The sequence below is a fragment of the Streptomyces sp. NPDC090032 genome, assembly GCF_044748025.1.
In the GTDB taxonomy this organism is placed as follows: domain Bacteria; phylum Actinomycetota; class Actinomycetes; order Streptomycetales; family Streptomycetaceae; genus Streptomyces.
This window is the reverse complement of record NZ_JBIVFF010000016.1, coordinates 39,784-54,579: the sequence shown is the minus strand read 5'-3', so window position 1 is coordinate 54,579 and position 14,796 is coordinate 39,784. Positions and strand designations below refer to the sequence as shown.

Sequence of the window (14,796 nt, the reverse complement as noted above, 5' to 3'; positions counted from 1 at the left end):
TAGGGAGGCACCGTTACTGAGGAATTACTGGCAGGGTGACGGGGGTCTCTGGCGCCCAAAAACTAACGGCGCTAGTTTGGGGCGCGGATCGACTACGCCGTAGCCACGGCACCCTCGGGAGGAATGCGATGAAGGCCCACGACGGGATGTACATCGGCGGCGAGTGGCGGGCCGCCGCGGGCGCGGACACGATCGCGGTGGTCAACCCCGCGGACGAGCAGGTCATCGCCCATGTCCCGGCAGGCGTCGCCGAGGACGTCGACGCCGCCGTGTTCGCCGCCCACGAGGCGTTCCCCGCCTGGGCCGCGACCCCGCCCGCCGAACGCGCCGCGCGGATCGCCGCCCTGCGCGACGTCCTCGTCGCCCGCAAGGACGAGATCGCCGAGACCGTCACCGCAGAGCTCGGCGCGCCCCTGCAGTTCTCGCAGATGGTGCACGCCGGCGTGCCGATCCTGGTGGCCGGCTCCTACGCCGAACTCGCCGCCTCGTACGCCTTCGAGGAGAAGGTCGGCAACTCCACCGTCTACGCCGAACCGGTCGGCGTCGTCGGCGCGATCACGCCCTGGAACTACCCGCTCCACCAGATCGTCGCGAAGGTCGCCCCGGCGCTCGCGGCGGGCTGCACCGTCGTCCTCAAGCCCGCCGAGGACACCCCGCTGACCGCGCAGCTCTTCGCCGAGGCCGTCCACGAAGCGGGCATCCCCGCAGGGGTGTTCAACCTGGTCACCGGCCTCGGTACCGTCGCCGGCCAGGCGCTCGCCGCGCACCCGGGCGTCGACCTGGTCTCCTTCACCGGCTCCACCGCCGTCGGCAAGCAGATCGGCGCCACCGCGGGCGCCGCCGTCAAGCGCGTCGCCCTCGAACTCGGCGGCAAGTCCGCCAACGTCATCCTGCCGAGCGCCGACCTGGCCAAGGCCGTCGGCGTCGGCGTCGCGAACGTCATGGGCAACTCCGGCCAGACCTGCAGCGCCTGGACCCGCATGCTCGTCCACACGTCCCAGTACGACGAGGCGGTCGCGCTCGCCGCCGAGGCCGCCGCCAAGTACGGCGACCGCATCGGCCCGCTCGTCAACGCCAAGCAGCACACGCGCGTGCGCGGCTACATCGAGAAGGGTGTCGCCGAGGGCGCCCGCCTCGTCGCCGGCGGCCCCGAAGCCCCGCGCGAGCAGGGCTACTTCGTCAGCCCGACCGTCTTCGCCGACGTCACCCTCGAGATGACCATCGCCCAGGAGGAGATCTTCGGCCCGGTCGTCTCGATCATCCGCTACGAGGACGAGGACGACGCCCTGCGCATCGCCAACGGCACGGTGTACGGCCTCGCGGGCGCCGTCTGGGCGGCCGACGACGCCGAGGCCGTCGCGTTCGCCCGCCGGATGGACACCGGCCAGGTCGACATCAACGGCGGCCGCTTCAACCCCCTCGCCCCGTTCGGCGGTTACAAGCAGTCCGGCGTCGGCCGCGAGCTGGGCGCCCACGGCCTGTCCGAGTACCTCCAGACCAAGTCCCTCCAGTTCTAGGAGCTCCGCGCCTCATGGTCCGTGCCGCTGTACTCCCCGCCGTCGGATCTCCCCTGGAGATCACGGAGATCGACCTGCCCGAACCCGGCCCCGGCCAGATCCGGGTCAGGCTCACCGCCGCCGGGGTCTGCCACTCCGACCTGTCCCTGACCAACGGCACGATGCGCGTGCCCGTCCCCGCCGTGCTCGGCCACGAGGGCGCCGGCACGGTCGTCTCCGTCGGCGAGGGCGTCACCCATGTCGCGCCGGGCGACGGGGTCGTCCTCAACTGGGCGCCCGCGTGCGGAAAGTGCCACGCCTGCTCACTGGGCGAGGTGTGGCTGTGCGCCGACGCCCTCACCGGCGCGGGCTCCGTGTACGCCCACCGCTCCGACGACGGCAGCGACCTCCACCCCGGCCTGAACGTCGCCGCGTTCGCCGAGGAGACGGTGGTCGCCGCGAACTGCGTCCTGCGCGCCCCCGACGGCGTCCCCCTCGCCGACGCGGCCCTCCTCGGCTGCGCCGTCCTGACCGGATACGGCGCCGTGCACCACTCGGCGCGGGTCCGCGAGGGCGAGACGGTCGCCGTCTTCGGCGTCGGCGGGGTCGGCCTCGCGACGCTGCAGGCGGCCCGGATCGCCGGCGCCTCGAAGATCATCGCGGTGGACGTCTCCCCGGCGAAGGAGGAGCTGGCTCGCAAGGCCGGTGCCACCGACTACGTCGTGGCCTCCGAGACCACCGCACGCGAGATCCGCGCCCTCACCGGCAAGCAGGGCGTGGACGTCGCGGTCGAGTGCGTGGGCCGCGCCGTGACCATCCGTACCGCGTGGGAGTCCACCCGGCGCGGCGGCCGCACCACGGTCGTCGGCATCGGCGGCAAGGACCAGCAGGTCACCTTCAACGCCCTGGAGATCTTCCACTTCGGCCGCACGCTCTCCGGCTGCGTCTACGGCAACTCAGACCCGGCGAAGGACCTCCCGGTCCTGGCCGAGCACGTCCGCGCGGGCCGCCTCGACCTGAGCGCGCTCGTCACCGAACACATCGCCCTCGACGGGATCCCCGCCGCCTTCGACAACATGATCGCGGGCAAGGGCGGACGGGCGCTGGTGGTCTTCTAGACCTGCACAGACCGGTGTCCCGGTGACCCCGGCCGCCCCGAGCGGCCGGGGTCACCGGCCTGCCCGCACGTGGCCCCCACTTTCCCATGCGCAGGCAAAAAACTGCTGCTGCGCAACCCGTTGACCCGCGTACCGTCTGGTCAGTATGTTCCCGGCACCGCGGCGCCGCGGACCGTCCCCTCCCCGCAGTCACCGGAGTGTGCACGCATGGACACGGCACCATCCGCTCGCCCCGCAGCCACCACGTCCTCCGAGGCCGAGACCCGCGCCCGAAGGAAGGTCGCCACCGCCGCCGCGCTCGCCTCGGCCGTCGAGTGGTACGACTACTTCGTCTTCGGTATCGCGGCCGCCCTCGTGCTCGGCGACCTCTACTTCCCCTCCGGCAGCTCGTCGGCTGGCGTGCTCGCCGCCTTCGCGACCTTCGCCGTCGGCTTCCTGGCCCGCCCGCTCGGCGGGGTCGTCGCCGGTCAGCTCGGCGACAAGCGCGGCCGCAAGCCCATGTTGGTCCTCGCCCTGACCCTGATGGGCCTCGCCACCACGGGCATCGGCCTGCTCCCCACGTACGACACGATCGGCGTGGCCGCGCCGATCCTCCTCGTCGCCCTGCGGGTCGTGCAGGGCCTCGCCGTCGGTGCCCAGTGGGGCGGCGCGATGCTGATGGCCACCGAGTACGCTCCCGAGGGCAAGCGCGGCCTGTACGGCAGCCTCGTCCAACTCGGCGTCCCCATCGGCGTGGTGACCGCCAACACCGTGTTCCTTCTCGCCGGCGCCCTCACCAGCGACAGCGCCTTCACCGCGTGGGGCTGGCGGCTCCCGTTCCTCGTGGGCCTGCTCGTCCTCGTCCTCGCCTGGTACATCCACACGAAGGTCGAGGAGACCCCCGAGTTCAAGGCCGCGGAAGCGGAACTGGCGAAGGCGGAGGCGGACCGCTCCCGCTCCCCGCTGCGCAGGATCCTGCGCGAACACCTCGGCACGGTCTTCCTCGCGGGCGGCTCCTTCGCCGTGAACACCGCGACGTTCTACATCATCATCACGGGAGTCCTCGACTACACGACCCGAGAACTCGGCATGGAGCGCGAGGCCGTCCTGACGGTCTCGCTCTGCATCAGCCTCACCCAACTCGCCCTGATCCCCGCGTCGGCGGCCCTCTCCGACCGCATCGGACGGCTGCGGATCTACGCGCTCGGGGCGGCGGGCCTCGTCGTGTGGGCCGTGCCGATGTTCCTGCTCATCGACACCGGCTCGCTGCTCTGGCTGGCCGTGGGCACCTTCGTCACCAGCTGCTTCCTGAGCATCATGTACGGGCCGCAGGCCGCGCTGTTCGCGGAGCTGTTCACCGCCGAGATGCGCTACACGGGAGCCTCGCTCGGCTACCAGATCGCGGCCGTGTTCGGCGGCGGACTCGCGCCGTTCGTGATGGTGTTGCTCCTGGAGGCGACCGGCACGTCGATGGCCGTCTCCGGCTACATCATCGGTCTCGGCGTGATCGCCCTGGTCTCCATCAAGGTACTTGCGGGGCGGGCGGCTGGGCGCTGAGCACCGCTGCCGCCATCGGCTCCGGCGCCGCGGGTGCCGGAGCCGATGTCCGCAGTCTGGGGAACGACCGGGCCGCCGCCAGGAAGGCGCACGTCGTCAGGACGAACGGCCAGGTGAACGTGTGCCCGCCCGACGGTGCGAACACCGCGGCCATGGCCGACGTCGCGGCCGTCGCGGTGAACGCGCCCACCACGGCGTACCCGAGAGTGCGCGGACCGGCCTCCAGGAACACCCCGCACAGGGCCAGCGCCACGAGGATCGCGTTGTAGCCCATGGTCCCGTCGGCGATCTGCGCGGCCGGAGCGCCGAGCGCCCACCCGGAGAGGATCCCGACGAGGCTGCCCACCGACGCCACGGCCGCGGCCCTGCGGCTCGCGACGAGGAGCGCGGCGAGGATGAGCGCGCCGACGTACCACTGCGGCATGAAGAAGATCTCGGCGAAGCCGGTGAAGAACCCGCGCCACAGGTCGGTGAAGTCGAGCGCGGTCGGCCCGGTCGCCGCGCTCGTGAGGGCGGCGAGGCCGTCGCCGTGGTGCCAGATCCGCTCGAACCCCGGGGCCGCGGTGGTCATCGCGCTGGCGAGGAGGCAGTAGGGGAGCGTCAGCGAGGGCAGGTTCCAGACGCCGAGCAGATTGACGACGGCCGCGGTGACCACGGTGACGATCACGCAGCCGGCCGCCGCGAGCAGCGCGGTCGACAGATGGCCGGCGCCCAGGAAGACCGCGAAACACAGCGCCGTCAGACAGGCGTTGAACCCTTCGAGCCCGGTCGAGACGCGCTCGCGGTCCGCCCCGAGCAGCCGCGAGGTGGCCGTTCCGAGCGCCGTTCCTGCGATCCCGTAGAGCCCGTACTCCCACCCCGCGGCGAACAGTGCCACGGCGAGGAGCAGTCCGGCCGGGACGCTGGACAGAAAGACGACCTGAGCCTGCCCACGCAGGACCTGAACGCCGTACTGCCTACAACCCGCGCCCCAATGGAGGGGTGATTCAGGAGGAGTTGGGCCATTCTTGGCCTGCCGCATGCCGCTCTCCCGTGTTACGTCCGTGTTTCACCGAGCAGGACGGATGCACTTTACGGCTATCACCTGAAAGCCGGAAGAAGGGGCGGTTGCCGTACATGGGACGGACATGAGCCGTACACGGGCCGGACGTGAGCCCTAGCGCAGCGCCTGCGCCTCGATCCCCAGGGCGTCTCCGAACGCCCGCTCCCCGTCCGGCGTGACCTTCACGGCCCGCTCCGACCCGATCCGCACGACCCAGCCCACGTCGAGCGCGTGGCCGCACAACGCCGCGCCCGCCGTCCCCGCGAGATGCGGCCGCCGCTCGGTCCAGTCGAGGCACGCCCGCGCCATGGGCCGCCGCCCCGAGGGTTGGAGCGGGATCCCCAACGCGCCGAACAGGTCCACCCCTTGTGCGGTCAGCGCGAACCCCGTATCCGCTTGCAGATCCCCGCGCCGGACCAGCGCGTCCGTGAGCGTGATGCCGAGGCGCCCCGCGAGATGGTCGTAACAGGTGCGCCCGCGCGCCATCGCGTCCCGCGCGCTCACCGCCCGCAGCGTCGGCGGGCGTTCCCCGCCGTCCGGCGCCGCGTACGCCGCGAGTTCCTCGACGAGCTGGGCCGCGCGCGCGTCCGCGAGCCGCACATAGCGGTGGCGCCCCTGCCGCTCCTCGGCGAGCAGACCGCCCGCGACGAGCTTGCCCAGATGCTCGCTCGCGGTCGACGCCGCGACCCCCGCGTGCCGCGCCAGCTCACCGGCGGTCCACGCCCGCCCGTCGAGCAGCGCCAGCAGACAGGCCGCGCGGGTCTCGTCGGCCATCAGTGCGGCGAGCGCGGCGAGGCGCGGTGCGCCGGGTTCCCTGGACTTCATGGGTCAAGCATGCGCCCGGCACGGTTCGGTGGCCGCCGAAACGTCAGCTCACTGCCGCGACCTGCTCGTACTGCAGCGTGAGCCCGTCGAGGAGCGCCCGCAGGCCCGTCTCGAAGGCCCGCTCGTCGATCAGCTCCTGGCGGTCGGCGAGCAGGTGCGCCTGCCCGAGGTGGGGGTAGTCGGCGGGGTCGTACGCCGTCTCGTCGTCGACGAAGCCCCCGGCGAAGGAGCCGAGCGCGGAGCCCGTCACGAAGTACCGCATGAGCGCGCCGATCGACGTGGCCTGCGCCGGGGGCCAGCCCGCGTCCACCATCGAGCCGAAGACGGCGTCGGCGAGCCGGAGTCCCGCGGGCCTGCGCCCCGGCCCCTGGGCGAGGACGGGGACGATGTTCGGGTGATCGAGGAGGGCGGCCCGGTAGGACGTCGCCCAGTCGTGCAGGGCGGTGCGCCAGTCGCGCCCGTCCGCGGGGTCGAACATCGACAGGTCGACCTGCGCGCTCACGGAGTCGGCGACCGCCTCCAGGATCTGGTCCTTGGTGCGGAAGTGGTTGTAGAGCGAGGGGCCGCTCACGCCCAGCTCGGCGGCGAGCCGCCGCGTCGAGACGGCCGCGAGGCCCTCGGCGTCTACGAGAGAGCGCGCCGCCGTGACGATGCGGTCTCTGCTCAGGAGGGGCTTGCGCGGTCGGGCCATGCGGCACATAGTAGGGCTGTCAGCCAAAAACTAGCAGTGCTAATTTAGTGCTCATTCACTCATGCCTGGGGTGTGGTCCATGAATCTGGAGCTCAGCGAGGAGCAGACGGCCGTGAGGCAGCTCGCCAAGGACTTCGTGGCGCGCGAGATCACCCCGAACGTCGTCGGCTGGGACCGCGCCGAAGAGGTCGACCGCGGCATCGTCAAGAAGCTCGGCGACGTCGGCTTCCTGGGCCTGACCATCGACGAGGGGTACGGCGGCTCGGGCGGTGACCACCTTGCGTACTGCCTGGTCACGGAGGAGCTGGGACGCGGTGACTCGTCCGTGCGCGGCATCGTCTCCGTCTCGCTCGGCCTGGTCACCAAGACGATCCAGTCGTACGGGACCGAGGAGCAGAAGCGCCGGTGGCTGCCGCGGCTCACGGCCGGTGAGGCCCTCGGCTGCTTCGGACTCACCGAGCCAGGCACGGGCTCCGACGCCGGCAGCCTCACCACCCGCGCCGTCCGCGACGGCGACTCGTACGTGATCAACGGCTCCAAGATGTTCATCACGAACGGCACGTGGGCCGACGTCGTCCTCCTCTTCGCCCGCTCCACCGACGCCCCCGGACACAAGGGCGTCACCGCGTTCCTCGTTCCCACGGACACCCCTGGTCTCACCCGCCGCACCATCCACGGCAAGCTCGGCCTGCGCGGCCAGGCCACCGCCGAGCTGGTCCTCGAGGACGTCAGGGTCCCCGCCTCCGCGATGCTCGGCCCGGAGGGCAAGGGCTTCTCCATCGCCATGTCGGCGCTCGCCAAGGGGCGTATGTCCGTGGCCGCGGGCTGCGTCGGCATCGCACAGGCCGCGCTCGACGCGGCCGTGGGATACGCGGCGCAGCGCGAGCAGTTCGGCAAGTCCATCGCCTCGTACCAGCTGGTGCAGGAGCTGATCAGTGACATATCCGTCGACGTGGACGCCGCGCGGCTGCTGACCTGGCGCGTCGCCGATCTCATCGACCGGGGCGAGGACTTCGCGACGGCCGCCTCCAAGGCCAAGCTCTTCGCGTCCGAGGGCGCGGTGCGCTGCGCGAACAACGCCCTCCAGGTCTTCGGCGGCTACGGTTACATCGACGAGTACCCGGTCGGCAAGCTTCTGCGCGACGCCCGCGTCATGACCCTCTACGAGGGCACCAGCCAGATCCAGAAGCTCATCATCGGCCGCGCGCTCACCGGCGTATCGGCCTTCTGAGTACGTTTCTGAGTACGTGAGCGGATGGGGGTGCGCCCCCGTCCGCTCCATGCTGTCGCCCATGAGTGACACACCGGTCAAGCACGGGACCACCAACGCCTTCTACGGACAGGCCGTCGCCTCCTTCGCGCTCGCGCTCGTGGCGACCGCTGTCGGGGTCTACCGCATCGACGCCAGCGGCTGGGTCCGCGGCTTCCTCGCCATCGCCGTCCTCTATCTGACGACCTCCGCGTTCACGCTCGCCAAGGTCGTCCGGGACCGCCAGGAGGTCGATCAGGTCGTCAGCCGTATCGACCAGGCCCGTATCGACAAGATCCTCGCCGAACACGACCCCTTCAAGCCCGCAGCCTGATCTACGGAACTAAGCGCTCGCTCACCTCTAGGGGTATGGTGTTCGTCCTGTCCACGGGAGGATTGTGAGCGAGCGATGAGCGCGGAGCGGCACGGCCAGAACGAGGCTGCCACGGACGACATGTCCTGGGCCGAGGTCACCCCGGACGCGGCCAGGCGGCTGCTGATCGCCGCCGTCGAGGCGTTCGCGGAGCGCGGCTACCACGCGACCACCACCAGGGACATCGCGAGCCGCGCGGGCATGAGCCCGGCCGCGCTCTACATCCACTACCGGACCAAGGAGGACCTGCTCCTGCGCATCAGCCGCATCGGCCACGAGAAGGCCCTGGAGATCCTCAAGGAGGCGGCCGCCGAGGAGGGCACCGCCTCCGAACGGCTCTCCGAGGCCGTACGGTCCTTCGTGCGCTGGCACGCGGCACGCCATCTGACGGCGCGCGTCGTGCAGTACGAGCTGGACTCGCTCGGCGAGGAGCACCGGCCCGAGATCGTGGCCCTGCGCCGCGAGAGCGACGCCACCGTGCGCGAGATCATCAACGACGGTGTGAAAGCGGGGGAGTTCGACGTCCCCGACGTCCCCGGCACCACGCTGGCCGTGCTGTCGCTCTGCATCGACGTGGCGCGCTGGTTCAACACGGAGGGCCGCCGGACGCCCGACGAGGTCGGCGCGCTGTACGCCGACCTCGTCCTGCGGATGGTGGGGGCGCAGGCCTCCTGAGCCCCGAAGTGCTCAGAGGTAGTAGCGGGACACCGACTCGGCGACGCAAACCGGCTTCTCGCCGCCGTCGCGCTCCACGGTGAACGCCACCGAGACCTGGACGCCGCCCGGCACGTCGTCGACGCCGGTGATCTTCGCGGTGGCGCGCAGCCGGGAGCCGACCGGCACGGGGGCGGGGAAGCGGACCTTGTTCGTCCCGTAGTTCACGCCCATCTTCATGCCGTCGACCTTGATGAGCTGCGGTCCGAAGAGGGGGAGCAGCGACAGGGTCAGATAGCCGTGCGCGATCGTCGTGCCGAACGGCCCGTCCTTGGCGCGCTCGGGGTCGACGTGGATCCACTGGTGGTCACCCGTGGCGTCCGCGAACTGGTCGATCCGCTTCTGCTCGATCTCGACCCAGTCGCTGTATCCCAGCTGCTCGCCCACTGCCGCGCGCAGCTCGTCGACCGTCGCGAAAACCCTCGGCTCTGCCATGTCCTGGCCTCCCATGTATGCACCATGCGTGGATGTCTGAAGCGGATGTCCGGCGAATGTCTAAGCGCTTGCTCAGCATGCTAGGGCGGGCGACCTCTGTCAACGACGGCAGGGTCGGCCCAGTAGGCTCGGCACGGTGCCCCAGATTCCAGTGAAGATCCACGAACTCACCGTCGGTCAGCTGTCGGCGCGCAGCGGAGCCGCTGTCTCGGCCCTGCACTTCTACGAGGCCAAGGGCCTGATCAGCAGCAGCCGGACGACGGGCAACCAGCGCCGCTACCAGCGCGACACCCTGCGCAGGGTCGCCTTCATCCGCGCCGCGCAGCGCGTCGGCATCCCGCTCGCCACGATCCGTGACGCGCTGTCCGAGCTGCCCGAGGGGCGCACCCCGACCCGTGAGGACTGGGCGCACCTCTCCGAGGCCTGGCGTTCCGAACTGGACCAGCGCATCACCCAGCTGGGTCGGCTGCGTGACCATCTGACCGACTGCATCGGGTGCGGCTGTCTGTCCCTGGAGAACTGCGTGCTCTCGAACCCGGACGACGTGTTCGGCGAACGCCTCACCGGATCCCGCCTGATGAAGGAGGACCGGGACCGCGCCTGAGGGGCGGCCGCTCAGCGGGGCGCGGAGACCAGCCCCGACTCGTAGGCGGTGATGACCAGTTGGACCCGGTCCCGGGCGCCCAGTTTGGTGAACAGACGTGCCACGTGCGACTTGGTCGTGGCCACGGTGATGTAGAGCTCGTCGGCGATCTCGCTGTTCGACCGGCCCAGCCCCACCAGCGTCAGGACCTCGCGCTCCCGCTCGGTGATGCCCTCGACCGGGCGCGGCGCGCGGGCGGGCGACGGCTCGGGGCGGCCCACGAAGTCCGCGATGAGACGGCGGGTGATCCCCGGCGCGATCAGCGCGTCCCCGGCCGCGACGACCCGGATCGCGGCGAGGATGTCGTCGAGCGCCATGTCCTTGACCGCGAAACCGCTCGCGCCGGCGCGCAGCGCGCCGTAGACGTGGTCGTCCTCGTCGAAGGTCGTCAGGACGAGCACACGCGTCGCCCCCGGGCCCGACGTGACCAGACTCGTGGCCTCGATCCCGTTCATGCCCGGCATCCGGATGTCCATCACGATCACGTCGGGGCTGACCTCCTTCGCCAGCCGGACCGCCTCCTCGCCGTTCGCGGCCTCCCCGACGACCTCCAGGTCGGGGGTGTCGGCGATGAGGACGCGCAGCCCGGAGCGTACGAGCGGCTGGTCGTCGGCGAGCACCACGCGCACGGTCATCGGGCGTCCGCCCCGGCCACGCCGGCGTCGTCCGCTGCTGCGGCCGTCGGCTCCGGCAGCGGCAGCCGCGCCGCCACCCGGAAGCCGCCCCCGGACAGCGGCCCCGCGCTGAACTCCCCGTGCAGCAGCGCCACCCGCTCCCGCATCCCGGTGATCCCGAACCCCACGCCAGGCTCCGTGCCCCGCATCCCACGCCCCTTGTCGACGATCTCCACGGACAGTTCATCCTCCCCGAACCCGACGCTCACGTGGCACCGCCCGGCGCCCGAGTGCCGCACGACGTTCGTCAGCGCCTCCTGCACGATCCGGTACGCCGACAGGTCGATGTCGGGCGGCAGCTGACGCCGCTGCCCGCTCCATCGCAGGTCGACCCCGACGCCCGCATCGGCTGTAGTGGCCGCCAGGCGCTCCAGTTCGCCGAGGCCCGGCGCGGGGCCGTACGGCGCGGCCTCCGACTCCGCCGAAGGGCCCGACCTGCGCAGCGCGACGAGCGTGCGCCGCAGCCCCGACAGGGTCTCCCTGCTGGTCGCCTCGATGGCGCGCAGGGCCGCCCGCGCCTCCAGCGGCTGCGTCTCGATGACCCGGCTGCCGACCCCGGCCTGGATCGCGATGATGCCGATGCTGTGCGCGACCTGGTCGTGCAACTCCCGGGCGATCCGCAGCCGTTCGGCGGTGATCGCCTCGGCGACCTCGTGCGACCGCAGCTCCGTCGCGTACCGGCGGCGCTCCCGGCCGAGGAGGCCCACGACGCAGGTGGTGACCAGCGCCAGGAGGGCGATCGTCCCGATCACGATGAGGTTGGAACCATGCGTGAAGCCGAGGATCGTCAGGCACTGCGTGAGGAACGTGAGGCAGACGGCGACCACCGACGCCCGCAGGGTGCGGGTCGCGACGACGTACCCGAGCAGGATGTCGACCGCGACGAACGGCACGAACCACACCGGTCCGTGGTACTTGGCCACCGGCGGCAGGAGGGCGGTGACGAGCAGCGTCACGACCAGAGCGGCCATGGGCCTGCGCCGGACCAGGCCGACGAGCAGGACCGCCGCGAGCGCCGAGCCGCAGGCCGGCAGGATCCCGGGCGCCAGCCGGTCGGCGCTGACCGCGGGGAGCAGCGCCATGAACGGGTACAGGACGGCTCCGGTCCAGGTCAGAACGGAGCGGTGCCGGGCGTACGTTCGCTGGGGCGACGAGGGTATCGAGGTGGCGTCCACACAGGGATCGTAGGTGCGCCGTCCGCCCCCGGCATGAGCCCACGGGCTGCATCCCACGGGTGCACAGCGCCCTCGGAGAGGGCCGCCGACGGGCCGATGCGCGCCCCTCACCCGCAGCGGCACCGTTGCCCTCGTGATCGAAGTCAGCGAACTCACCAAGCGGTACGGCGACAAGACCGCCGTCGACCAACTCTCCTTCACCGTGCGGCCCGGGCAGGTGACCGGCTTCCTCGGCCCCAACGGGGCGGGCAAGTCGACCACCATGCGGATGCTCCTCGGCCTGGACACGCCCACAGGCGGGACCTCCACCATCGACGGCGTCCCCTTCCGGACCCACCCGCGCGGCCTGCGCCACGTCGGCGCGCTGCTCGACGCGCAGCAGGTCCACGGCGGACGCAGCGCCACCGCGCACCTGGGCGCCCTGGCCCGCAGCAACCGCATCCCGGCGAGCCGCGTCGCCGAGGTGCTCGCCGAGGTGGGCCTGACCGAGGCGGCAGGGCGCCGCATCGGGGGGTTCTCGCTCGGCATGAAGCAGCGGCTCGGCATCGCGGCGGCCCTGCTCGGCGACCCTCCCGTCCTGATGTTCGACGAGCCGATCAACGGCATGGACCCGGAGGGTGTGCTCTGGGTGCGCGGGCTCTTCCGCCGCCTGGCCGCCGAGGGACGCACCGTCTTCCTCTCCAGTCACCTCATGACCGAGATGGAGAGCACCGCGGACCAGCTCGTCGTGATCGGGCAGGGCCGTCTCATCGCTGCCGAGTCCGTACGGGACTTCGCGGCCCGCAGCACCCGCTTCAGCGTGCTGGTCGCCACGCCGCAGGCCGGCGAACTGACGGCCGCCCTCACGGCGGCCGGCGCGTCCGTCGCGCCGCACGGCCCGCCGGAAGCGGCCAGGCTCGCCGTGACCGGGCTGCCCGCCGAGCGGATCGGAGCGCTCGCGTTCGAGCACCGGATCACGCTGCACGAGCTGACCAACCGGACGGCCTCGCTGGAAGAGGCGTTCATGGAACTCACCGCCGGCAGCGTCGAGTACCTGTCGGGAGACGCAGGAAAGGCGGGCCGGCCCTGATGACGACCCCGACACACGGCACCACCGCGACCGCACCCACCTCAACCACCGTGCCCACGAACGCAGTCGTGGTGGACGAACCGCCGGCCCGCTTCCTCGACCTCGTCGCCGCCGAGTGGATCAAGGTGCGGTCGCTGCGTTCCACGCCCTGGGTGATCGTCCTGGTGGCGCTGGTCGTGACCGGCATGGCCGCGGCCCGGGCCCTCGCCGACTACAACAACTTCCCTTCCTACGACGCCCTCACGCAGCGGGAGCACCCGTTCTCGCTGGGCGATTCCTTTCCGGCGGAGGGGTATCTGACGCTGATGCTCGCCGCCGTGGCCGTCGGCTCGATCGCCGCGGTCAGCGAGTACGGCAGCGGTCTGATCCGCACCACCACGGTGGCCGTCCCCGCACGCGGCGCGGTGGTCCTCGCCAAGGCCGTCGTGCAGGTCGTCCTGTGGACCGTGGTCGGGTTGCTCGCCGCCCTGTGCTCGTTCTTCACCGCCCAGGCCATCCTCAGCGGGCGGGACGCCGCGATCCCGCTCGGCGACGCCGACTCACTGCGGGCACTCGTGGCGTCCGCCCTGCTCGCGCCGGTGTGCGCGCTCGTCGGCCTCGGCCTGGGCGTCCTGATCCGGCACAGCGCCACCACCGTGGTCGCGGGCTCCTTCGTCCTGCTCCTGCTGCCGGTGTTCTTCTCGTCCCGCAAGCCGCTGTCCGCCACCTTCGCCAACGCGATGGTGCGCAACGCGTGGCAGCGCCTGGCCACGATCTACGGAGCGCCGGCCGAGGCCTCGGCGTACAACGGGGCCACCGTCGGCGGGAGCTGGACCGTGTACGTGCTCTGGCCGCTGGTCGCGCTCGCCCTGGCGCTGGTCGTCGTACGGCGCCGCGACGTGTGACCGGGCCGAGGCGCGTGAGTGGAGCGGGGGTGCGGCTCATGGGCGGCACCCCCGTCGTGCTCACACAGTCGTGCTCGTGCCGATGCGCTCACGCCGAGACAAGGACCCGGGCCCGCCAGGCTCCGGCCAGGGACTCGGGGGTGAGGACGGGGCGCGGCACCACGATGCCGCAGTGGGTGCAGACCGGTCCTGACGACGGTTCGTGCGCCAGGTCGTGCTTCCAGAGGAGTGCCGTTCCGGTGCAGACGGGACAGGCCGTGCCGGGCTCGCGCTCCAGGGCCGCGATCAGCCGGCGCAGGACCTCCGCGAGGGGTCCGGAGGGGTGCACCATCGGGTCGTCGCACCAGGCGACGCCGAAGCCTCCCCAGGTCAGCCGGTGCCAGTCGTCGACCGAGCCCGGCCTACGCAGCCCGTCGTGCTTCTCCTTGCGGCGGCGCTCCGCGAACTGCGTCTCGTACGCGAGCCAGACCGCCCGTGCTTCCTCGAGCTCGTCGAGCGCGGCCGTCAGCCGCGCCGGCTCGGGGGAGCGGTCCTCGGGATCGAACCCGGCCCGCGAACACAGGTGGTCCCAGGTCGCCCGGTGCCCGTAAGGGGCAAACCGCTCCAGGCACTTGCGCAGCGAGTACCGCCGCAGTGCCAGATCATTGCGCGGGTCGCGCGCCTGTCTCGCCAGACTCCGGAATCCGGCCATCGCCCTGCACCTCCGTCACACGTACATGTACTTCGGCGTCGTCGTCGAACGGACGTCGCCGAATAGACGTATCGACACTCGATTCGGATCCATGCCCGTCCATCCGATTTCCGATGGACTCCATCAGCGGCACCTCTCGGGGCGGGTAGGTCCCAGGGGGTCGCGTGTGGCGATTCCGAAA

At 71.7% G+C, this 14,796-nt stretch carries 16 protein-coding genes; 9 read left to right on the top strand and 7 right to left on the bottom strand.

Annotation, left to right across the window (positions count from 1 at the left end; genetic code table 11):
* Window positions 1–128 precede the first annotated feature (128 nt).
* The 3 genes from ACIPWY_RS33495 to ACIPWY_RS33485 all read left to right on the top strand — a co-directional run bounded on the left by ACIPWY_RS33495 (window position 129) and on the right by ACIPWY_RS33485 (window position 4,150).
* Window positions 129–1,517: an aldehyde dehydrogenase family protein gene (locus ACIPWY_RS33495; protein ID WP_401536288.1), complete on the top strand. Its 1,389-nt coding sequence runs from the start codon at window positions 129–131 to the stop codon at window positions 1,515–1,517.
* A 14-nt stretch (window positions 1,518–1,531) separates the two neighbouring features.
* Window positions 1,532–2,614 carry a Zn-dependent alcohol dehydrogenase gene (locus ACIPWY_RS33490; protein ID WP_401536286.1) on the top strand — a complete coding sequence of 361 codons (1,083 nt, stop codon included), beginning with the start codon at window positions 1,532–1,534 and terminating at the stop codon, window positions 2,612–2,614.
* Between the two features lie 207 nt (window positions 2,615–2,821).
* Window positions 2,822–4,150 carry an MFS transporter gene (locus ACIPWY_RS33485; RefSeq protein WP_362908759.1) on the top strand — a complete coding sequence of 443 codons (1,329 nt, stop codon included), beginning with the start codon at window positions 2,822–2,824 and terminating at the stop codon, window positions 4,148–4,150.
* Here ACIPWY_RS33485 and ACIPWY_RS33480 read toward each other — a convergent pair.
* The 3 genes from ACIPWY_RS33480 to ACIPWY_RS33470 form a co-directional block, all read right to left on the bottom strand.
* On the bottom strand, window positions 4,116–5,171 hold the full coding sequence (locus tag ACIPWY_RS33480; RefSeq protein ID WP_362908758.1) for an urea transporter: 1,056 nt from the start codon (window positions 5,169–5,171) through the stop codon (window positions 4,116–4,118). The two genes, ACIPWY_RS33485 and ACIPWY_RS33480, sit on opposite strands and share 35 nt — an antisense overlap.
* A gap of 135 nt (window positions 5,172–5,306) precedes the next feature.
* Entirely contained in the window at window positions 5,307–6,017 is a 711-nt protein-coding gene (locus ACIPWY_RS33475; RefSeq protein WP_401536284.1) for an ArsR/SmtB family transcription factor, read from the bottom strand.
* 43 nt (window positions 6,018–6,060) lie between these two features.
* The gene (locus ACIPWY_RS33470; protein ID WP_362908756.1) at window positions 6,061–6,708 is read right to left on the bottom strand and encodes a TetR/AcrR family transcriptional regulator; all 648 of its coding nucleotides are present in this window, start codon (window positions 6,706–6,708) and stop codon (window positions 6,061–6,063) included.
* 79 nt (window positions 6,709–6,787) lie between these two features.
* Here ACIPWY_RS33470 and ACIPWY_RS33465 point away from each other — a divergent pair, with 79 nt between their 5' ends.
* The 3 genes from ACIPWY_RS33465 to ACIPWY_RS33455 all read left to right on the top strand — a co-directional run bounded on the left by ACIPWY_RS33465 (window position 6,788) and on the right by ACIPWY_RS33455 (window position 9,005).
* Window positions 6,788–7,939 carry an acyl-CoA dehydrogenase family protein gene (locus ACIPWY_RS33465; RefSeq protein ID WP_401536282.1) on the top strand — a complete coding sequence of 384 codons (1,152 nt, stop codon included), beginning with the start codon at window positions 6,788–6,790 and terminating at the stop codon, window positions 7,937–7,939.
* A gap of 61 nt (window positions 7,940–8,000) precedes the next feature.
* Window positions 8,001–8,291, top strand: a complete 291-nt coding sequence (locus ACIPWY_RS33460; RefSeq protein WP_362908754.1) for a YiaA/YiaB family inner membrane protein — start codon at window positions 8,001–8,003, stop codon at window positions 8,289–8,291.
* 75 nt (window positions 8,292–8,366) lie between these two features.
* Window positions 8,367–9,005: a TetR/AcrR family transcriptional regulator gene (locus ACIPWY_RS33455; RefSeq protein WP_362908753.1), complete on the top strand. Its 639-nt coding sequence runs from the start codon at window positions 8,367–8,369 to the stop codon at window positions 9,003–9,005.
* Between the two features lie 12 nt (window positions 9,006–9,017).
* Here ACIPWY_RS33455 and ACIPWY_RS33450 read toward each other — a convergent pair whose 3' ends face one another.
* Window positions 9,018–9,479, bottom strand: a complete 462-nt coding sequence (locus tag ACIPWY_RS33450; RefSeq protein ID WP_116503845.1) for a MaoC family dehydratase — start codon at window positions 9,477–9,479, stop codon at window positions 9,018–9,020.
* A 136-nt stretch (window positions 9,480–9,615) separates the two neighbouring features.
* On the opposite strand from ACIPWY_RS33450, the gene soxR reads away from it, so the two are divergent.
* Window positions 9,616–10,083: a redox-sensitive transcriptional activator SoxR gene (soxR, locus tag ACIPWY_RS33445; protein ID WP_362908752.1), complete on the top strand. Its 468-nt coding sequence runs from the start codon at window positions 9,616–9,618 to the stop codon at window positions 10,081–10,083.
* A gap of 11 nt (window positions 10,084–10,094) precedes the next feature.
* Here the strand turns inward: soxR and ACIPWY_RS33440 are convergent, their stop codons facing one another.
* Together ACIPWY_RS33440 and ACIPWY_RS33435 are read right to left on the bottom strand one after the other, a co-directional pair.
* Window positions 10,095–10,757: a response regulator transcription factor gene (locus tag ACIPWY_RS33440; RefSeq protein WP_362908751.1), complete on the bottom strand. Its 663-nt coding sequence runs from the start codon at window positions 10,755–10,757 to the stop codon at window positions 10,095–10,097.
* On the bottom strand, window positions 10,754–11,971 hold the full coding sequence (locus tag ACIPWY_RS33435; RefSeq protein WP_401536278.1) for a sensor histidine kinase: 1,218 nt from the start codon (window positions 11,969–11,971) through the stop codon (window positions 10,754–10,756). Before ACIPWY_RS33435 ends, ACIPWY_RS33440 begins: the two co-directional genes overlap by 4 nt.
* A 133-nt stretch (window positions 11,972–12,104) precedes the next feature.
* On the opposite strand from ACIPWY_RS33435, the gene ACIPWY_RS33430 reads away from it, so the two are divergent.
* On the top strand, window positions 12,105–13,040 hold the full coding sequence (locus ACIPWY_RS33430; RefSeq protein ID WP_393704810.1) for an ABC transporter ATP-binding protein: 936 nt from the start codon (window positions 12,105–12,107) through the stop codon (window positions 13,038–13,040).
* Entirely contained in the window at window positions 13,040–13,924 is an 885-nt protein-coding gene (locus tag ACIPWY_RS33425; protein ID WP_362908749.1) for an ABC transporter permease, read from the top strand. The genes ACIPWY_RS33430 and ACIPWY_RS33425 overlap by 1 nt, the downstream gene beginning before the upstream one ends.
* A gap of 88 nt (window positions 13,925–14,012) precedes the next feature.
* On the opposite strand, the gene ACIPWY_RS33420 is transcribed toward ACIPWY_RS33425, so the two are convergent.
* A complete protein-coding gene (locus ACIPWY_RS33420; protein ID WP_362908748.1) occupies window positions 14,013–14,615 on the bottom strand; it encodes a hypothetical protein in 603 nt (200 codons plus the stop codon).
* Window positions 14,616–14,796 lie beyond the last annotated feature (181 nt).